Annotated in this window: 18 protein-coding genes and 1 tRNA gene; 14 read left to right on the top strand and 5 right to left on the bottom strand. The window is 63.1% G+C overall.

Features of this window, described 5'->3' with window-relative positions:
- Positions 1-6: 6 nt before the first annotated feature.
- Entirely contained in the window at positions 7-834 is an 828-nt protein-coding gene (mazG, locus tag BBF93_RS09435; RefSeq protein ID WP_035597042.1) for a nucleoside triphosphate pyrophosphohydrolase, read from the bottom strand.
- A 158-nt stretch (positions 835-992) separates the two neighbouring features.
- On the opposite strand from mazG, the gene BBF93_RS09430 reads away from it, so the two are divergent.
- The 12 genes from BBF93_RS09430 (at position 993) to maiA (ending at position 12,370) form a co-directional block, all read left to right on the top strand.
- Positions 993-1,865 (top strand): 2-dehydro-3-deoxygalactonokinase, encoded by an 873-nt coding sequence (locus BBF93_RS09430; RefSeq protein WP_162786492.1) that lies wholly within the window; start codon positions 993-995, stop codon positions 1,863-1,865.
- A 36-nt stretch (positions 1,866-1,901) separates the two neighbouring features.
- Positions 1,902-2,780, top strand: coding sequence for an SMP-30/gluconolactonase/LRE family protein (locus tag BBF93_RS09425; RefSeq protein WP_035597048.1), 879 nt, complete (start codon positions 1,902-1,904; stop codon positions 2,778-2,780).
- A gap of 142 nt (positions 2,781-2,922) precedes the next feature.
- Positions 2,923-3,141 carry a preprotein translocase subunit SecE gene (gene secE, locus BBF93_RS09420; RefSeq protein WP_035597051.1) on the top strand — a complete coding sequence of 73 codons (219 nt, stop codon included), beginning with the start codon at positions 2,923-2,925 and terminating at the stop codon, positions 3,139-3,141.
- 44 nt (positions 3,142-3,185) lie between these two features.
- Entirely contained in the window at positions 3,186-3,728 is a 543-nt protein-coding gene (gene nusG / locus BBF93_RS09415) for a transcription termination/antitermination protein NusG (protein ID WP_035597054.1), read from the top strand.
- 84 nt (positions 3,729-3,812) lie between these two features.
- Positions 3,813-3,889, top strand: a tRNA-His gene (locus BBF93_RS09410).
- A gap of 636 nt (positions 3,890-4,525) precedes the next feature.
- Entirely contained in the window at positions 4,526-5,686 is a 1,161-nt protein-coding gene (locus BBF93_RS09405; RefSeq protein WP_114105733.1) for an OmpA family protein, read from the top strand.
- A gap of 113 nt (positions 5,687-5,799) precedes the next feature.
- Positions 5,800-7,059: a hydrolase gene (locus tag BBF93_RS09400; RefSeq protein WP_114105732.1), complete on the top strand. Its 1,260-nt coding sequence runs from the start codon at positions 5,800-5,802 to the stop codon at positions 7,057-7,059.
- A gap of 2 nt (positions 7,060-7,061) precedes the next feature.
- Positions 7,062-8,102 carry an arginine N-succinyltransferase gene (locus BBF93_RS09395; protein ID WP_114105731.1) on the top strand — a complete coding sequence of 347 codons (1,041 nt, stop codon included), beginning with the start codon at positions 7,062-7,064 and terminating at the stop codon, positions 8,100-8,102.
- A complete protein-coding gene (gene astD, locus BBF93_RS09390) occupies positions 8,102-9,556 on the top strand; it encodes a succinylglutamate-semialdehyde dehydrogenase (RefSeq protein ID WP_114105730.1) in 1,455 nt (484 codons plus the stop codon). Before BBF93_RS09395 ends, astD begins: the two co-directional genes overlap by 1 nt.
- 14 nt (positions 9,557-9,570) lie before the next feature.
- Entirely contained in the window at positions 9,571-10,404 is an 834-nt protein-coding gene (locus BBF93_RS09385; protein WP_114105729.1) for a class I SAM-dependent methyltransferase, read from the top strand.
- Positions 10,401-11,723, top strand: a complete 1,323-nt coding sequence (locus BBF93_RS09380) for an N-succinylarginine dihydrolase (protein WP_114105728.1) — start codon at positions 10,401-10,403, stop codon at positions 11,721-11,723. Before BBF93_RS09385 ends, BBF93_RS09380 begins: the two co-directional genes overlap by 4 nt.
- Positions 11,720-12,370, top strand: coding sequence for a maleylacetoacetate isomerase (gene maiA / locus BBF93_RS09375; protein ID WP_035595896.1), 651 nt, complete (start codon positions 11,720-11,722; stop codon positions 12,368-12,370). Before BBF93_RS09380 ends, maiA begins: the two co-directional genes overlap by 4 nt.
- Before the next feature lie 10 nt (positions 12,371-12,380).
- Here maiA and BBF93_RS09370 read toward each other — a convergent pair whose 3' ends face one another.
- Genes BBF93_RS09370 through BBF93_RS09360 form a run of 3 tightly spaced genes read right to left on the bottom strand, consistent with a single transcriptional unit; the run spans position 12,381 to position 14,498 of the window.
- Positions 12,381-13,109 carry a hypothetical protein gene (locus BBF93_RS09370; protein ID WP_114105727.1) on the bottom strand — a complete coding sequence of 243 codons (729 nt, stop codon included), beginning with the start codon at positions 13,107-13,109 and terminating at the stop codon, positions 12,381-12,383.
- 14 nt (positions 13,110-13,123) lie between these two features.
- Positions 13,124-13,495: a DUF6285 domain-containing protein gene (locus tag BBF93_RS09365; RefSeq protein ID WP_114105726.1), complete on the bottom strand. Its 372-nt coding sequence runs from the start codon at positions 13,493-13,495 to the stop codon at positions 13,124-13,126.
- Positions 13,488-14,498, bottom strand: a complete 1,011-nt coding sequence (locus BBF93_RS09360) for a phosphotransferase family protein (RefSeq protein ID WP_114107040.1) — start codon at positions 14,496-14,498, stop codon at positions 13,488-13,490. The genes BBF93_RS09365 and BBF93_RS09360 overlap by 8 nt, the downstream gene beginning before the upstream one ends.
- A 78-nt stretch (positions 14,499-14,576) precedes the next feature.
- Here BBF93_RS09360 and BBF93_RS09355 point away from each other — a divergent pair, with 78 nt between their 5' ends.
- The gene (locus BBF93_RS09355; RefSeq protein ID WP_114105725.1) at positions 14,577-15,266 is read left to right on the top strand and encodes a DUF502 domain-containing protein; all 690 of its coding nucleotides are present in this window, start codon (positions 14,577-14,579) and stop codon (positions 15,264-15,266) included.
- 5 nt (positions 15,267-15,271) lie between these two features.
- Here the strand turns inward: BBF93_RS09355 and recG are convergent, their stop codons facing one another.
- On the bottom strand, positions 15,272-17,350 hold the full coding sequence (gene recG / locus BBF93_RS09350; RefSeq protein WP_114105724.1) for an ATP-dependent DNA helicase RecG: 2,079 nt from the start codon (positions 17,348-17,350) through the stop codon (positions 15,272-15,274).
- A 216-nt stretch (positions 17,351-17,566) separates the two neighbouring features.
- Between recG and BBF93_RS09345 the strand changes: the two genes are divergently transcribed.
- Positions 17,567-17,830 carry a succinate dehydrogenase assembly factor 2 gene (locus tag BBF93_RS09345; protein ID WP_035595905.1) on the top strand — a complete coding sequence of 88 codons (264 nt, stop codon included), beginning with the start codon at positions 17,567-17,569 and terminating at the stop codon, positions 17,828-17,830.
- The last annotated feature ends 7 nt before the right edge of the window (positions 17,831-17,837 follow it).

Below are 17,837 nucleotides of genomic sequence, written 5' to 3'. Positions count from 1 at the left end.
GCCCGTTTACCCCCGCTCTGCCTTTTTCACGCTCTGCCAGTAAGCTTCCTGTTCCTCCAGGCTGAGCGACGCAAAGTCCACGCTCGCCTCTGCCGCTGCCGCCTCCATGGCACGGAAGCGGCGTTCGAACTTTGCGTTTGCCCGGCGCAGGGCCTGTTCTGGGTCAACCGATAGCCGGCGGGCGAGATTGGCGGCCACGAACAAGAGGTCGCCGATCTCGTCTTCGATGGCGTCTGCGTCCCCGCTGGCCATCGCCTCTTTCACTTCGGCGGTCTCCTCCTCCAGCTTGTCGAAGATGTGGGCGGCCTCTGTCCAGTCAAAGCCTGTCCGCGCCGCCCGCTTCTGCAGCTTTTCGGCGCGCAGCAGGGCGGGTAGGGAAAGCGCCACACCGGCCAGCGCGCTGGTGTCCTCCGCCTTCTTGCCTTTCGCCGCGCGTTCGGCGGCCTTCACCTCTTCCCAGGCCACCGTCTGGCCTTCTGCGTCCCGGCCATCGGCGGCGACGAACACATGCGGGTGGCGGCGAATCATCTTGTCATTGATGGCCCCCACCACATCGGCCAGCGCAAAGGCCCCGGCCTCCTCGGCCATGCGGCTGTGGAAGATCACCTGGAACAGCAGGTCGCCCAGCTCCTCCCGCAGGTCGCTCATGTCGCCGCGCTCGATCGCGTCGGCCACCTCATAGGCTTCCTCGATCGTATAGGGCGCGATGGTCGCGAAGGTCTGTTCCAGATCCCAGGGGCAGCCGGTTTGCGGCGTGCGCAGCCGGGCCATGATGTCCACCAGCTTCAGAAGCGCCTGCGCGGCTTCTGCGGGTCTGGACTCGTTTGAAGACATGGCTGCTGCTCCGCCTGGCTGATCCTGCTACCCCGTGTTTAGGCCGCCGCTGCGCCGCAGCAAGAGCAATAGGGCATCTTGCGTCTTGCGCCGGAGCATTGGCTGGCCCACACCGGATGAGAAACGTCAGATGCGTCGGTCATCGGAAAGCAGTTGAGATGAAAGACAGCCTCGCGCTGATTGGCCTGGACTGGTCAGGCTCCCGGCTCTCGGCCTGGGCCTATGATGAGGAGGGAGAGATCCTGTCCTCTGCCGTGATGCACGAGCCGGAGCGAATCGCTGCGTCCGAATATCTCTCGCGCATCCGCTTCCATGTCAGCGAGTGGCTGGGGGCGTGGCCGGACGTGCCGGTCATCGTGTCCGGCGATGTGGGTATTCTGTCCCAATCTGTCACCAACGTGTCCATTCCTGGTCCCCTGATGGCCCTGCCGGGTCACCTGATGGCGCGCGATGGCATCTGGATTGTGCCTTGGCTGCGCCAACTTTCTCCGCCGGATATCTCGTGCGGCTCCGAGACCATTCTTGCGGGGCTCGGCGAAGATCACGCCGCTGTCTGCATCGCCGGCCGCCACACCCGCCACTATGATCTGGAACATGGCCGCATCCTTGGCCTCTCCACCGAAATCACCTCCGAGCTGCGAGACCTGCTGCTCACGGCCGGCGCTCTGGCGCTGAAGGACAGCCCCGCTCAGATCTTCGATCCGCGCGTCTTCCGCGAATGGGTAGAGCGCGCGCTCGATACCGAGGACGCGCCCCCGGTCTTTGCGGTCGAGGCGGCGATCTTCACCGGTCAGCTTGACCCTGCCTGCAAGGCGGCGGCGATTGCCGGCCTGCTGATCGGCGCCGATGTGGCGGCCCATTACGATCCCGGCGATGAAGTGCTGCTGGTGGCTGATGGTCCGCTGCGGGAGGCCTATGGCCTCGCCCTGGATGCCCTCGGCGCTGACGTTGATGAAATTTCCGCCAGTGAGGCGCTGCGGGAGGGCTTGTTTGAACTTGCCGATCTTGCAGGCCTTCTCGGCGAGGATTAATTCGCCCTTTCCATCCATTGCGACGGTCTCTCCGCCATGATCCTTTCCCCTGAATGCGTTGCGCCAACCGGCTGTATGCAGGGCGAGGCGCCGCTTTGGAGCCCCTCCGAGGGCTTCCTCTGGTGGGTCGATATCCGCCGGGCAAAATTGCACCGCTACAATCCCAAGACCGGCAATACCCGCCGCTATGACCTGCCGGTGAAGGCCAGCAGCCTGGCGCTGTATGGCGGCCATCTGCTGATGGCGGCTGACCGGGAGATCGGGTTCTTTGATCCGGCCAACGAAGCCTATGAGCGGCTTTGCACCCTGCCGGATGAACCGCCCACCAACCGCACCAGTGATGGCGGCGTGGCGCCGGATGGCTCCTTCTGGTTCGGCACGATGGACGAGGCCGAGCGCGACCCGAGCGGGGTCTATTACCGCTATGGCCCCGACAAGACGGTGGCGCCGCTGCGCCTGCCATCGGTGCTGGTCACCAAGACCCTGCAGTTCTCGCCGGACGGGCGCACCTTCTACACCTGCGACAGTGCCGAGGCGGAAATCCTGGCCTTCGACGTGAACCCCGAGACGGGCGCGCTTTCAGGGCGGCGGACCTTTGCGTTTACGCATGAGCTGGGCGGCCTGCCCTATGGCGCGACGGTTGACAGCGAAGGGGGCCTCTGGGTGTGCCTGCATGGCGCGTCCCGCGTGGCACGGTTTGCGCCGGATGGAATGCTCGACAAGGTCATCATCCTCGCCGCGCCGCTGCCTACCGGCTGCGTCATCGGAGGGCAGGACATGCGCACCCTTTTCATCACGACGGCCAGAACCGGGCTCAGCTTCCCGCAGCTGGACGCACGCCCACTCTCTGGCAGTCTGTTTGCTGTGGAAGTCGATGTGCCCGGCCTGCCACCCAGGGCTTTCGGCAAGGTTTAGGGCAGGGCGGGGCTTGTTTCGGAGGGCAACTCACCGCACATCTGCAGCGGGTTGGCGCTCCTGAAGAGGAGTTCCATGCATATTTGCCGTGGACGCGGGCGCCCAAAAGGGCTAATCGCCCGCCTTTCAAGTGAGTGGTGACATGGCCGTTAAGGACCAGAAGGAAAAGAAAAAGCGGGTTGGACCGGTTACATTCCTGCGCCAGGTGCGTGCGGAAGGTAACAAGGTGACGTGGACCTCGCGCCAGGAGACGATCCAGGCGACGATTTTCGTGCTCATCATGTCGATCCTGATCGCGATATTCCTTTTCCTGACCGATACAGTCATAACCCTGTTCGTGAATTTCGTACGCGGCGCCTGATGGCTGCCGTGACGCTAACAGACTTTCCGGAGCGCGTTCGCCCCATGCCTGATGCCAAGTGGTACATTGTCCACGCCTATTCCAACTTCGAAAAGAAGGTGGCCGCCACGATTCGCGAACAGGCGGAGCGCAAGGGCCTGCTGCACCTGATCGAAGAGATCGAAGTGCCGACTGAAGAAGTCGTCGAGGTTGCCCGCGGCAAGAAGAAGACGGTCGAGAAGCGGTTCTTCCCCGGCTATGTGCTGATGAAGGCCCAGCTGACCGACGATATCTATCACCTCGTCAAGGACACGCCGAAGGTTTCCGGCTTCCTCGGTGCTGAAGGCGGGAAAAAGCCGCTGCCGGTCCGTCAGAAGGAAGTTGACCGCATTCTCGGCAAGTCGACCGATACCTCGGCCGAGCGTCCGCGTCCGAAGGTCAGCTTCGAGATCGGTGAGCAGGTTCAGGTCAATGATGGTCCGTTCCAGGGCTTCGAAGGGGCTGTCGAGGAAATCGACGAGGCGCATGGCCGCCTGAAAGTTACCGTTTCGATCTTCGGCCGGGGTACCCCGGTTGATCTTGAGTTCGACCAGGTTGTGAAGATTTGATCATTTTTCGGCAGGGGAGAGGCTTCGGGCCGCTTCTCTCTGCTTGAAACCCTTTTCCGGTAGCTGTATGTCGCCGGAACAGATGCCGCCTTAGCTCAGTTGGTTAGAGCGCTGGTTTGTGGAACCAGAGGTCCTCCGTTCAAGCCGGAGAGGCGGTACCATCTCTCCCCTTCCTTCCAGTTTTGTTGATGTAAGTGCCGGATCGTCTGGCCAGCGCCTTGCTCTGTCGCGGGCAGGGCGGCGAACCATCTGGGGCTCAGCTTTCTCGCTTAGGTTGCCGACCCTGTATGCGGGTTTGGGTTAGCGCTGCGCGGGGTATTTCCCGTCTCTGTTCTGCGGCGAGGCGGCCGATGGTTTTGCCTGATGTGGATCCTCGATCACTGCCGCTTCAGCAGCCTTCTTTCCGGAACAGAAGTCGTGGCTCAGCCGTTAAGCGGCTGCAGGGCTGATTCGGCGGCGAATCTGCTTCTGGCACGAAATCCGGTCTCTCGAGCGGAGGCTGTGGAATGCGGCCGAAAATCAAAAAAATTGTCTCCGGGCTGGAACCAACGCCCGGATCACGGCGTTTGTGATTTGTCGTTCAGCGTACGTTAACAATGCGTTGTTTGACGGCTATGGTGACCTGTTGCAAAAGGGTCTCGGTAAGCGAAAATTTCCACCGCATTCGGGGGTAATCGGACTAAAAATGCTCGCGGACGGCGGAAAAAACGTTTAACACCAAAGCATGCGGTTGATACCCGCTATGAACCTGCGGCCGAGGACAATCCCGTCATTCGGCACACAAAAGGGGATTGAGTATGAAGAAAACTCTGTTGTGCGCGACTGCCGCGGCCGCTTTTGCGACTGCTGGCGCCACGGCGCACGCCGAAGACGGCTGGTATTCGCGCGCCGATATCCAGTATTCCTTCGACGGCACTGTTGATCACGATCCGACGGCAGCCTTCAACGGCTCGATGGTCGGCGACTCGTCGGTTTCCGAAAACCTCGGCCTCAGCGTTGGCCTCGGTTATGGCTTCGCCAATGGTCTGCGCCTTGAGGGCGTGCTCGGCCAGCGCGGCGGTGATCTTGATGTCCCGAACGGCATCAACGGCACGCTGACCGGCGCAACGGCTGCGCCTGCTGGCTACGCCAGCGTCACTGACCTGATGGTCAATGGCCTTTACGACTTCAACAAAGGTGGCTCGATCCAGCCTTACATCGGTCTCGGTGTTGGTGGCGCGCGCGTGGATGCAAAAGCATCCAACCGTACGTTTGCGGCTGGCGCCGCAGCAAACGGCTTCTCCGACAAAGCTTCCGGCATCGCCTATCAGGGCTTGCTGGGCGTCGGCTTCAAGCTGTCTGAGCGTCTCACCATGGACGTCGGCTACAAGTACTTCACTGTTGAAGACCTCAACTTTGATGGCAAAGCAGGGACCGCTGGTTCTTATGACGTAGACTACCAGGATCACACCGCGACCCTGGGCGTGCGTTATTCGTTCGCTGCGCCGCCGGCACCTCCGCCGCCGCCCCCGCCGCCGCCGCCCCCGCCTCCTCCGCCGCCGCCCCCGCCGCCTCCTCCGCCGCCTCCGCCGGAAGAGACCGCCCCGCCGCTGGCCCAGCAGTGCTCTGCACTCAGCCAGGAGTTCGTGGTGTACTTCGAGTGGGATCGTTCGGATCTGACGAGCCAGGCTTCGGCAGTTATCGATCAGGCTGTGGCCAACATTCGTTCGGTTGAAGGCTGCTCGGCCGGTTCGGTGACCATCGTTGGTCACACCGACACCTCGGGTAACGCTGACTACAACCAGCGTCTGTCGGTTCGCCGCGCTGACGTGGTTGCTTCCGCTCTGACCCAGCGCGGCATTGCCAACACGCTGATCGCGAAAGACGGTAAAGGTGAAACCGCCCTCGCCAAAGCAACGCTTGACGGTGTTCGCGAGCCGCTGAACCGCCGCTCGGAAGTCACGATCATCGTTCAGTAACGGCGATTGATTTCTCTAAGGAAACGGCCCGGCGAAAGCTGGGCCGTTTTTTTGTTTTCCCGGGGGAAGGGCAGAGGCTTGCCGCGTGCCTTCACCTGTGAAACCAAGGGGCCATGACCCAACTCAGCTCCCTTTCCCGCGAAGACGAGGCCGCGCGCGAGCGCCTCGCTGCAGCCGCCCCCGACATGATTGCCCGGACCCGCGCCTGGTCCTCCGTCAATACCGGCAGTTACAATATCCCCGGCCTGAAAACGCTGGCGCCCATGCTTGCAGATGCCTTCTCGGCGCTCGAGGCCGATGTGCGTCTTGTGGAGGGGCCCGGCTTTGACAATGTCGGCGCGGATGGCCGGGTGGTGCAGATGCATACCGGGCCGATTATCAAGGTCAGCTCCCGGCCTGCCGCCCCGATACAGGTCGTTCTGTCCGGCCATTATGATACGGTTTTCCCGCCGGGCACGTTCGAAACCATTCGAGACCTGGGTGATGGCCAGATCAATGGCCCCGGCATGGCAGACATGAAGGGCGGCCTGAGCCTCATGCTCGAAGCGCTCAAGACCTTTGAAAGTGGTCCGTTCAAGGATCGTCTCGGCTATCAGATCGTGATCACGCCGGATGAGGAAATCGGAAACTTTGCCTCATCGGCGGCGCTGACGGAGGCTGCCCGTTCTGGCGCGCATATCGGCATGACGTATGAGCCTGCCATGGAAACGGGCGCCATGTCCGGCGGCCGCAAGGGCTCTGCCGTATTTGACATTGTCCTGCATGGGCGAGCGGCGCACGCTGGCCGGGCGAAGGAAGAGGGGCGCAGTGCCATTGAAGCGGCGGCGGAGCTTGTTCTCGGCCTGGAAGCGCTGAATGGTCAGCGCGACGGGGTAACCTTCAATGTCGGCGCCATCGAGGGCGGCAGCCCCGTCAATATCGTGCCGGATCTGGCCGTTGTTCGTTTCGGCGCGCGCGCGCCCGATGCCGAGGCCTCAGCCTGGGCCACCCGGGAAGTGGAGTGCCTGTTTGCGCGCGCCTCTGCGCGCGATGGCATTCACGGTCACCTGCACGGCGGTTTCTATCGCCCTCCCAAGCCCCGCAACGCGGCGCAGCAGGCTCTGTTCGATGCCATCCATGCCACCGGCCAGGCGATCGGTCTTGAACTCGAATTTGTCGATACCGGCGGCGTTTGCGAAGGAAACAACATCTTTGCGGCAGGCGTTCCGAACGTCGATACGCTGGGTGTGCGCGGGGGCCGGATCCATTCCGATGAAGAGTTCGTGATCGTCGACAGCTTTGCCGAGCGCGCGACACTCTCGGCGCTTATCCTGAACCGGCTGGCCGATGGGCGGATGGATGGAAAGCGCATCAAGGAATTGATGGGGCGCTGAATATGAGCATTCAATATGTAATGCGACCCTCAAGGCTTGATGATCTCGACGCCTTGATGGAGCTGGCTGAATTGTCCGGACCCGGATTTACCAGCCTGCCGGTGGATGAACCGATCCTGATGGGGCGGCTCGAGAAATCCGACCGGGCATTTCACAGCCGCCAGAAAAATCTTCAGTATGGAAAGTATCTGATGATGATGGAGCATGTGCCGACCGGGAAGGTCGTCGGATGTTCTGCGGTCAAGGCTGGCACGGGTATCGACCAGCCCTTCTTCAACTACCGTATCATCACGCTGGCGCAGGCGAGCCACGCTGCCGGCAACCTTCGCTTCGACATGGACGCACTGGTCCTGACGAACGAATATGTCGGCTACACGGAAGTTGGCACATTATTCCTCAAGCCGGATCATCGGGGGGGCGGCGCCGGGCGCCTGGCGGCTCAGTCGCGCTATCTTCTGATGGCCGCAGCCCCGGATCGTTTCAGCGACAAGGTGCTGGCAGAGCTGCGCGGCGTTGTTGATGATACCGGGGAGTCGCCCTTCTGGGAGTGTCTCGGGCGGCACTTTTTCCGGATGGATTTCGCCGAGGCAGACAGGCTTTCCGCGATCACGGATAATCAGTTCATTGTCGACCTGATGCCGCGCTATCCGGTGTATGTTGACCTGCTGCCGCCGGAGGCCCGGGAGGTGATCGGGCGGTGTCATTCGGAAGGTGTCGGGGCTTACAAGCTGCTGCAGTGGGAAGGCTTCGAGTTTGACCGGACGGTGGACATCTTCGATGGCGGCCCCTTGGTCGCGGCGCAAAGGCGTCACATCCGCACAATTCAGGAAAGCCATGTCGTTACGGTGGAAGCTGGCGACGTTGACGGCGATCCGGATGCGCGTCAGGGGCTGCTTTCCAGCAACAGGCTTCCCGATTTCCGCGTTTCCCTCGGAAAATTCCTGCGCCGGGGCGAAGGCAATCTGGTTGTGCCTGCAGATATTCTGGAAGCATTGCACCTGAAGCCCGGCATGCCGGCACGCTTCTGGGTACGGAGCAAGTAATGAAAAAAGGCGTATATATTGATGGCAAGTGGCGCCCCGGAAATGGCGCTGCCTTCACCAAGCATTGCCCCGCGACTGGCGACGTCAGTTGGGAAGGGCGCTCGGCGGACGCCGCCGAAGTGGCCGCCGCTGTCGCCTCTGCGCGGGCGGCTTTTCCCGGTTGGGCCAGGACGCCGGTGGACGAGCGCATCGCCGTCATGGAGCGATACGCCGAAGAGATCGGCAAACGCGCCGCAAGCATCGCCGAAGCGATCAGCCGCGACATGGGCAAGGCGCTCTGGGATTCCCAGGCAGAAGCGGCCACGATGAAGGCCAAGATCGGGGTTTCCGTGGCGGCTCTGAAAGAGCGCGCCGGAGAGCGGGATGAGCCAGCAGCCTTTGGCCAATCCCGCCTGACGCATCGCCCGCATGGCGTGATGGCCGTGTTCGGACCCTTCAACTTCCCCGGCCACCTGCCGAATGGGCATATCGTGCCGGCATTGCTGGCGGGCAATACCTGCGTCTTCAAGCCGTCTGAACTGGCCCCTTCCGTAGCCGAGATCATGGCAGACGCCTTTGCCGCTGCCGGGCTTCCCGAAGGATGCATAAACATCGTCCACGGAGGACGTGACACCGGCGCAGCGCTGATTGATCAGCCGCTCAACGGGCTGCTGTTCACCGGGTCTGCAGCCACGGGCGTGTTCTTCCATCGGCATTTTGCGGGCCGGCCGGATGTCATTCTGGCGCTGGAAATGGGCGGCAATAATCCTTTGATTGTCTGGGATCCTGCGGATGTGGACGCAGCGGCTGATATCGCTGCTCAATCCGCCTACCTCACAACCGGCCAACGCTGCTCCTGCGCGCGCCGCCTGATCCTGCCGGAAGGCGCGTTCGGGGATGCCGTAATTGACGCTGTCGCCGCGCGGGCCAGGGGCGTTCGCGCCGGCGCCTGGAATGAGCCCGGAATATTCATGGGTCCGCTGGTCTCTGACCGGGCTGCTGCGCAGGCGGCCGAGTTTTACCAGATGCTCCTGTCGAAGGGCGCCAGGGCTATCTTGCCGCTGGAAACGGGCGCGCAGGGAACGGGCTTTGTTTCGCCGGGAATAGTAGATGTAACTGAGGCTCAGGATATTCCGGATGAGGAGCTTTTCGGGCCGTTGATCCAGGTAAGCCGCGCGGCGAATTTCGATGACGCCATTCTGCGCGCGAATGCCACCAAATATGGTCTCTCCGGCGGCCTTGTCAGCGATGATGATGCGTTGTGGGCGCGGGCCTATAGTGAGATGCGCGCGGGCGTGCTCAACAGAAACCGGCCGACTGCAGGGGCCAGCGGCGCCATGCCGTTTGGTGGGCCAGGGCTATCGGGGAATTTCCGTCCGGGGGCGTATTATGCTGCCGATTACTGCGCCTGGCCGCAGGCGAGCCAACTTGCCCCGAAGGCCGCGCGGATGACCGCGCCGGGCTTCCCGGACTGAGAGGAGACAAGAAAATGGATAACACCTCGCAGATTGAGTACTGGAATGGCCCGGCAGGCCGCAAATGGGTGCGCGACGCAGACAGAATGGATGTGATGCTGTCGCCCTTTGTCGATGTGATCATTTCGCCGGTTCTGCCGGGGCCGGGGCAGGCCGTCATCGATATCGGCTGCGGCGCGGGGGCGCTTTCGTTGAATGTGGCGGCCAGCGCCGTGAACGTATCGGTTACCGGCGTCGACGTGTCCGCCCCGCTGATCGAGCTGGCCAAGCAGAGGTCGGCCGCTGTGGGCGCGGGGATCGAGTTTGTGGTGGCAGATGCCGCAGTGTGGCGGCCGGCGCAGCCTGTCGATCTGGTCATCTCGCGGTTCGGGGTGATGTTCTTTGCCGATCCGGTGGCCGCGTTTGCCAATATCCGCGCCGGTGTAAAACCCAAAGGCCGCCTGCGGTTTGCATGTTGGCGGCCGCTTGCGGAAAACACCTGGGCCCTGGCGCCCCTGCAGGCCGCGATGCACCTTCTGAATACACCGCCCGCGCCGCCTCAGCCGGGCACCCCCGGCCCATTCGCGTTTGGGGCAGCGGATTATGTTACCCGTATACTGACGGAAAGCGGCTGGTCCAACATTTCGATTACCCCCTGGGACGGTGATCTGGTTCTGCCCGGCGCTTCAGCAGAGGATACCGCGGAATTCATGCTGGACATGGGGCCGCTGTCGCGCGCCATTACCGAGCAGGGGATCGACCCGGACGTTGTGAAAGGCGCTGTTGTCGCCCGGCTCAAGGAGCTTGCCGGAGAGGATGGCCGTACACGGCTCAAGGCGGCAGCCTGGATTGTAGAGGCTGAGGCATGACGCTCGCGGTTGAAGTCAACTTTGATGGGCTGATCGGGCCGAGCCATAACTATGGCGGCCTGTCAGACGGAAACCTGGCAAGTTCGCGCAATGCGGGGGATGTTTCAAACCCGCGCGAGGCCGCGATCCAGGGTTTGGAAAAGATGCGCTTTCTTGTGCGGGCGGGGCTCGTGCAGGGGGTGTTGCCGCCTTTGCCGCGTCCGAATTTTGATCTGCTCGTATCGGCCGGTTTCTCCGGTTCTGATGCTGACATCATTGAGGCGGCCGGAAAGATCGCGCCGCGGCTCCTGAAAGCAGCCTATTCGGCGAGCAGTATGTGGACGGCGAATGCCGCCACAGTATCGCCTTCGGCAGACACCGCAGATGGCTTGCTGCATTTCACGCCCGCAAATCTTTCCACCATGCTCCATCGCAGCCTTGAGCATCCCGATACGACGACGACGCTGATCTCGATCTTTTCCGGGGATCACAGGTTTGCCGTTCATGGCGCCCTGCCGTCCCATTCGGATTTCTCCGACGAGGGCGCGGCAAATCACGTTCGTTTGTGTGCAGAGCATGGCGGCGCGGGGGTGGAACTGTTTGTGTATGGCCGGGAAGCGGGCGAGATGGTTTCCGGCTTTCCGGCCCGCCAGACACTGCTTGCGGCGCAGTCCATCGCGCGGTCGCATGGCCTGAGGGAAGGGCGGACTGTGTTTGCCCGGCAGGCCAAACGCGCGATTGAGGCGGGGGCATTTCACAATGATGTGGTCTGCGTCGGCGCGCTGGATACGCTGTTCTTCCATGAGGCGGCGTTCGAGGATACCCGTGGCACGCTGGAAGCGCTGCGCCGGGCAGGCGATGGCCTGTTCGAGTTGAAGCCCGTCATGGTGCCCGAAGCCGAAGTGCCGCTGGAAGACGCGATCCGGTCTTACCTCTTCAATTCCCAGCTGCTCCAGTTCCCCGACGAAGACAGACTGGTGCTCGTGGCACCCATTGAAGCGCAGGAAACGCAATCTACCCGCCGTTTCTGTGAACAGATGGTGGCAGGCAACGGCCCGATCGGCAGAGTTGAGTTCGTGGATGTGCGCCAGTCGATGCGCAACGGGGGCGGCCCGGCCTGCCTGCGCCTGCGTGTGGTGATGACGCAGGACGAGCTCTCCGAATGCCATTCGGGCGTGCTGCTCGATGAGGGACTGATTGACGATCTGCAGGACGTCATTCGGAAAACCTATCGGGATCGTCTGTCCCCGGCTGATCTTGCTGATCCGGCATTCGCGGATGAATGCCGCATTGCCCGCGAGGAATTGCTGAGCGTACTTGAGCTGGAAGATATCGCATGATCCGTCTTTATGATTACTGGCGCTCCTCGGCCGCCTACCGGGTGCGCATTGCGCTCAATTTGAAGGGCGCGCCCTACGACCTTGTGCCGATCAACATTCTGGGCGGCGTGGATGAACAGCTTACGGATGAATACCGCAGCCTGAATCCGCAGATGCGGGTGCCTTCCATCGAGGTAGATGGCCGGGTCGCAGGGCAGTCCATGGCGATCATCGAGTGGATTGACGAGGCGCTGGAAGGTCCGGCCCTGCTGCCGGAAGATCCGTGGACGCGGCTGCAGGCGCGGGCATTTGCTGATGTCATCGCCTGCGATATCCACCCGCTCAACAATCTCAGCCCGCTTGCCTATCTGCGCAAGGAATTCGGGGCCGATGAGGCCGCCATTTCGCGCTGGTATGCCGAATGGATCGTCCGAGGGTTCAGGGCGCTGGAGGAGATGGCGCAGGCCTCAGCGGGCAGGGACTTCCTGTTTGGCGAGGCGCCCGGCATTGCCGAAATCGCCCTCATCCCGCAGATGGCCAATGCCCGCCGGTTCAAGGTGGACCTGGCCGCATTCCCGCGTCTTCTGGCAGTTGATGCGGCGTGCCGGGGACTGGAGCCTTTCGTGCTGGCCGCGCCGGAAAACCAGCCTGCAGCCAAGGCGAGCTAGCCGGGCCAGCCTAGTCTGTCTGACCGGGGCGGCGGATGTCGATGATTTCCACCTCCTCCAGATCGCCCAGCGGCTCGGCCAGTTTTGGCGCGCTTCCGTCCAGCCAGTCGGCAAAGCCGTCGATCACGGCGCCGCCGGCCGGGCCCTCGCCAGCGATGACCCATTCGCCATCCGTCCGCTTGATTTCGACCGGAGCGGCGCAGACTTCGCCCGCGCCAAACCGGTCCGAGCAGACGCTGGCGGGGTTCACGCCGGGTGCAAACGCGGTTTCCTGGCCATCCAGCAGCAGCAAGCCGCCAAAGCGCGCGCGCACCATCGGATCGGCATTGATGACCGGTACCGTACTGGCAGGCAGGGGCTGGTTGCTGGCAATGACAAAGGCGCGGCCGTTATTGTTCACTTCCAGATATTCCTGCAGCGCCGCGGCTGCGTCCTCGGCGAAGTTCGGTGCGCGCAGCTTGGGCGCATAGACCGGGCCGATGGCGTCCAGCGCAGCGGCGATGTCTTCGGCGTCGCGGCGGGTATCTGTTGCCAGCTGTATCACATCGATGGCCCAGCCACTGTCCCAGACGGCGGGCGGCTGCTCGGCGGGTTTCACGTCCCAGCTCTCGGCCTGTGAATAATCGTAGGGATCGAGATGAACCGGTTCCGGCTCCGGGGCAGACATCAGCATCCACGCGGCCACGCCGCCTGCGGCCAGCAAGAGCGCGCCACCACCGATCAGAACAAACTTATTCATCTCAACCTCGCATGTTAGCGGGCTGCGGTACGAAGTCCCGAATAGCCCGGCTGATCGACAGACAATTGATCAATTGTGGTCGATTTTAGGTGGGTCAACAGGCCCGGGGTGCTTAGGTCAACCCGCTTGGTCCGGATTTCCTCACAGAGCTTGCGGTTCAGCGCGCCGACATCTGTCTCATCCGACATCAAAAGCGCCTGCAGGCGATCCCGCTCGCGGGCCTCTGCGCCCGGCCGCAGCTCCATTTCGCGCAGCACTGTGGCGAGCGCGTTGGAGGCGACGCGGGCATGGAAGGCAGCGTGTCCCTGCAGTTGGACCATGGCGGTCTTGTCCAGGAAGGACTTGACCGCCTCGATCAGTTCCTTGGCGGAGGGGGCGTCATGCATGGCGTCCAAGTCCCTCAAACAGGTTGATGAGATCGATTTCGTTTTCAGACACGCGGCGGCCAATGGCAGCGCGCTCGACGCTGGGGTCCGCGCCGGTCTTGAAGGCGCCGTACATGGTCATGCACATGACGCCCCATTTGAGGCTGCCCATGATTTCCCACCAGTCGATATCGGCGGGGCGATAGCGGGCGCCGCCGGCGGCAGCATAGGCATCCAGCAACTCATCGAGCTGGCCAAAGCCGCCGACGCGGTTTTCCGTCTGGCCAAAGCGCCAGGAATTGACGCAGAGCCAGGCGATGTCTTCGCGCGGATCGCCGATATGGGCGAGTTCCCAGTCGAGCACGGCGGCGAGGCCGTTTTCATCCACGATGAGATTCCCCAGGCGGAAATCCCCGTGCACCAGAACCGGATCAGCCGGTTCGGGCTCATTATCCTTCAGCCAGGCGAAGGCGAGTTCGAAGACCGGACGGGGCAGGTTGAATTCGCGGTAGACGGCTTCGTACTTGTCGATCTGGTTTCGCCCGAGGCTGGTGGGCAATTTGGGAACGCCGCTCAGCGGCACCGAATGGATACGTGCCAGCGCTTCACCGCATTGCTGGGTCAGCCGCGCGCGGGCTGTTTCAAACTCTGCGTCCCGCAGGATCTTCCGGCCAAGCGTTTCGCCGGCCACCCGCTTCATCACGAAGGCTTCGCCGAGCGCAGAGCCGGGCGGCGATACATGCCGCACGCCAGGCACCCGCACGCCTGCCTTATCCGTTGCTTCCAGCAGCGCCGTTTCGATCGCCAGCGTGATGGCCTCGGAGCTGCGGGCTGCAGCCGTGCCACCGGGCGCGCGGCGCAGAATCAGCGGCTCGCTTTTCTCGCCGGCCTCCACTTCAAAGGCCCAGGTTTCCTGGCTGGCGCCTCCCGATAGCCGGCGCAGGCCGGCAATCGCAGCGGCTGCGCCATAATGCTCGCTGGCCCAATCACTCAGGCCCTTTTCTATGTCGTTCGCGGTTCCCATCTTCGCCACAATTACGCGGAAGAAGGGGCGCGCCAAGCGGTAACCCAGAGGAAGGCCGCAGCGTCACAGGGTCAGAAGATGTCAGAGAACGAAAAGCCCGACTACGGTATCGTTGTGGTGAACGTGCCGCCCAAGCCAGGCCCGCTCGCCTGGCTGCGGGCGCGTTTCGTGGCGGGAATGCTGATCGCCCTGCCGATGGTGGCGACCTTTGCCATCCTCGATTTCTTCATCAAGCTGATCGACAGCTGGGTGGTCCCGATCCTGCCGGCGGGTCTGCGGCCTGAAACCTATCTTGATTATGCCGTACCAGGGTTCGGCCTGATCATCCTGCTGGTCTTCCTGACGCTTCTGGGCGCAATCGCCACAAACTTCCTCGGCAAATATGTGGTCGATACGACCGACAGGGTGATGGCGCGCGTGCCCTTCGTGCGGTCCATCTATTCGGTGTTCAAGCAGATCCGGGATGTCTTCCAGACGAATGCCAGCGGCCAGTTCCGCGAAGTCGTGATGATCGAATACCCCAAGGAAGGCGCCTGGTGCATTGGCTTTGTCGCCGGCAAGGTCCGGGGGGAACTGGAGGCGAAGCTGGGCTCCGATTATATCGGCGTGTTCGTACCCACCACGCCCAACCCGACGGGCGGGTTCCTGATCTATCTTCCGGAATCGAAGGTCATCCGGCTGGACATGACCCTCGAAGAAGGGGCCAAGGCTATCATCTCGAATGGTCTGGTCTTGCCCGACTGGCCGTCGCCCACGCCAGCGAAATAGAGAGGTCAGGAGCCGCTTTCCGGCCCTTGTGCCAGTTTCGGGGTCAGCAGTTCCCGCGCGATCCGCAACGCCTGCCAGCGTTGGCCTTTCCGGTCCGGATCGCCCGCCAGAACCGCTTCGGCATCCTTGCGGGCAATCTCCAGCAAGGCCCCGTGTTTGGCGAGGTCGATCACACGATAGTCGGTAGCGCCGGCCTGACGCACGCCGAGAACGTCACCGGCGCCGCGCAGGCGGAAATCGGCCTCGGCAATTTCAAAGCCGTCTTCGGTGCGCCGCAGGGTGTCCAGCCGCTCGCGCGCGGTCTCGCCCAGCGGCGGGCGATAGAGCAGGATGCAGAAGGCGGGCTTGTCGCCGCGGCCGACACGTCCGCGCAGCTGGTGCAGCTGAGCAAGGCCGAAGCCTTCGGCACGCTCGATCACCATGATCGTCGCCTCGGGAACATCCACGCCCACCTCGATCACGGTCGTGGCCACAAGGATGCGGGTTTTGCCGGTGCGGAAATCTTCCAGCGCGGCATCCTTTTCGGCGGGTTTCATGCGGCCATGGACGAGGCCCGCCTTGACGTTCAGCTCATCTTCCAGCGCCGCATGGCGCGCCACGGCAGAGGAATCATCGTCGTCCACATCCACACGCGGGCAGACCCAGAAGGCACGCTCGCCGCGCTTCAGGGCGCGGCCAATGGCTTCTATCACGTCTTCCAGGCGCGTATCCGGCACCGCGCGGGTTTCCACAGGTTTGCGCCCCGGTGGCTTCTCGTCGAGGATCGACACATCCAGGTCCCCATGGACAGCCTGCGCCAGCGTGCGCGGAATGGGGGTGGCGCTCATCACCAGCATATGCGGGCTGTCGGCCTTGCCGGCGAGTTTCATCCGGTCCGACACGCCGAAGCGGTGCTGCTCATCGACGATGATCAGGCCGAGATTGCGGAAGCTGACCGCTTCCTGAAAGAGGGCGTGGGTACCTGCCGCGATCTGGATGGAGCCGTCAGCCAGGCCCATCAGAGTCGCTTCCCGCGCGGCGCCGCGGTCCCGGCCCGAGAGGGCGGCGACCGTGTAGCCGAGGGGCGAAAGCAGGGTATCGAGCGTGTCGAACTGCTGGCAGGCGAGCACTTCGGTCGGCGCCATGAAGACTGATTGGAAGCCTGCGGCGGCGGCCTCCACGGCGGCAAAAGCGGCCACCAGCGTCTTGCCCGAGCCCACATCGCCCTGCAGCAGGCGGCGCATCGGATAGCCGCGCGTCATGTCTGAGCTGATGTCAGCGGCTGCGCGCATCTGGGCGCCCGTGGGCCGATAGGGCAGCGCGTCGATCAGGCGGTTCACTGCGCTGGGCGGCGCCTTGATGATCGGGGCAGGCCGCAGGCGGCGGGCGGCCTGGGCCAGGGCGAAAGCAGACTCGCGCGCCAGGGCTTCGTCATAGGCCAGCCGCTCCCGCGCCAGCGCGAAGCGGTCTTCGTCATAGGCGGGCGGATCATGCAGCCAGACGAGGGCATCGTGGAAGGCCGGCCAGCCTTTCTGTGCCACCAGATGCTTGTCTGCCCATTCCGGCAGGTCTGCCGGAACGTGTTGCAGCGCCTGCAGGATGAGCGTGTGGACGCGGCGATTGGTGAGGCCGGCGGTGAGCGGATAGATCGGCTCGACGATAGGCGGGGCCTCGCCCTTGGCGGGGTCGATTACGAAGTCCGGATGGGTGATCTGGCGCTCGCCGCGATACTCCTCGACCTTGCCGGAAACGATCCGCATGGCGCCCACCGGGAATTGCGATTTCATCCAGCGCGGGTCTGCGCGGAAGAAGGCGAGGGTCAGAAAGCCACTGGAATCAACGAGTTGGACGCGGTGCGGGGAGCGGTCGTTGAAGGGCTGGTGGTAAGCGTGGACCTCGCCCTGGACGGTGGCAATTTCGCCGGCCACCGTGTCAGCAAAGCTCTCCCGCACGCGCCGGTCCAGCCAGCGGTCGGGCAAGTGGAGCAGGAGGTCCCATACGGTCGTGCCGCCCACCAGCTTCTGCAGCAGGGGCGTCAGTTTGGGCCCGACGCCGTTAAGCGTCTCAAGACCGGCAAACAGCGGAAAGAGTCGCTCGTCTCGCATCGCCGGAGAGCTTACGCGGCGCCGGGCCAGCGAACAATCTGCCGCGCTTCAATTGCCTTTCGGGGGCAGCGAAACTAGGTGGATAGCCGCGCGCCTGTCCCGTGGATAAGGGCGCGAAAAAAACTCCAACCGTCCTCCAACGGGCGGGCCAAAAACTCCAGCAAAACTCCAACGGCGTTGGAGTTTCGCCCGGCTTGCAGAAGGACCAGAGGCTTCATGGACGATACCCGCCGCAGCAAGCTGAAATTCCGCGCCTGGAGACGGGGCTTCCGGGAGCTGGACCTTCTGATGGGCAGCTTTGCCGACGAAGCGCTCGGCGCGATGAACGAGGAGGGGCTCGATGAGTTCGAGCGCCTGCTGGACGTGCCCGATTGGGAGATCTTTGCCTGGCTGGTGGGGCAGGAGCCGGTGCCTGAGAAACACAAGGGTCCGGTGCTGGACCAGCTGATCGGCTTCCGCTACGCCCCCAGAGGTGGTTGACCCCTTC

Source organism: Hyphomonas sp. CACIAM 19H1 (assembly GCF_003325995.1).
GTDB classification, from domain to species: domain Bacteria; phylum Pseudomonadota; class Alphaproteobacteria; order Caulobacterales; family Hyphomonadaceae; genus Hyphomonas; species Hyphomonas polymorpha.
The sequence above is the reverse complement of the archived record's forward strand: the minus strand, read 5'-3'. Positions and strand labels throughout refer to the sequence as shown.

Bases quoted from the DNA above. Each gene is read 5' to 3' on its own strand.
- BBF93_RS09365 (WP_114105726.1), bottom strand. From the start codon at position 13,495: ATGCATGACGCCCCCTCCGCCAAGGAACTGATCGAGGCGGTCAAGTCC.
- BBF93_RS09430 (WP_162786492.1), top strand. From the start codon at position 993: ATGAAAGACAGCCTCGCGCTGATTGGCCTGGACTGGTCAGGCTCCCGG.
- BBF93_RS09355 (WP_114105725.1), top strand. From the start codon at position 14,577: ATGTCAGAGAACGAAAAGCCCGACTACGGTATCGTTGTGGTGAACGTG.
- BBF93_RS09400 (WP_114105732.1), top strand. From the start codon at position 5,800: ATGACCCAACTCAGCTCCCTTTCCCGCGAAGACGAGGCCGCGCGCGAG.
- BBF93_RS09405 (WP_114105733.1), top strand. From the start codon at position 4,526: ATGAAGAAAACTCTGTTGTGCGCGACTGCCGCGGCCGCTTTTGCGACT.
- BBF93_RS09360 (WP_114107040.1), bottom strand. From the start codon at position 14,498: ATGGGAACCGCGAACGACATAGAAAAGGGCCTGAGTGATTGGGCCAGC.
- maiA (WP_035595896.1), top strand. From the start codon at position 11,720: ATGATCCGTCTTTATGATTACTGGCGCTCCTCGGCCGCCTACCGGGTG.
- BBF93_RS09385 (WP_114105729.1), top strand. From the start codon at position 9,571: ATGGATAACACCTCGCAGATTGAGTACTGGAATGGCCCGGCAGGCCGC.
- BBF93_RS09370 (WP_114105727.1), bottom strand. From the start codon at position 13,109: ATGAATAAGTTTGTTCTGATCGGTGGTGGCGCGCTCTTGCTGGCCGCA.
- BBF93_RS09395 (WP_114105731.1), top strand. From the start codon at position 7,062: ATGAGCATTCAATATGTAATGCGACCCTCAAGGCTTGATGATCTCGAC.
- nusG (WP_035597054.1), top strand. From the start codon at position 3,186: ATGCCTGATGCCAAGTGGTACATTGTCCACGCCTATTCCAACTTCGAA.
- BBF93_RS09345 (WP_035595905.1), top strand. From the start codon at position 17,567: ATGGACGATACCCGCCGCAGCAAGCTGAAATTCCGCGCCTGGAGACGG.
- astD (WP_114105730.1), top strand. From the start codon at position 8,102: ATGAAAAAAGGCGTATATATTGATGGCAAGTGGCGCCCCGGAAATGGC.
- BBF93_RS09380 (WP_114105728.1), top strand. From the start codon at position 10,401: ATGACGCTCGCGGTTGAAGTCAACTTTGATGGGCTGATCGGGCCGAGC.
- BBF93_RS09425 (WP_035597048.1), top strand. From the start codon at position 1,902: ATGATCCTTTCCCCTGAATGCGTTGCGCCAACCGGCTGTATGCAGGGC.
- secE (WP_035597051.1), top strand. From the start codon at position 2,923: ATGGCCGTTAAGGACCAGAAGGAAAAGAAAAAGCGGGTTGGACCGGTT.
- recG (WP_114105724.1), bottom strand. From the start codon at position 17,350: ATGCGAGACGAGCGACTCTTTCCGCTGTTTGCCGGTCTTGAGACGCTT.
- mazG (WP_035597042.1), bottom strand. From the start codon at position 834: ATGTCTTCAAACGAGTCCAGACCCGCAGAAGCCGCGCAGGCGCTTCTG.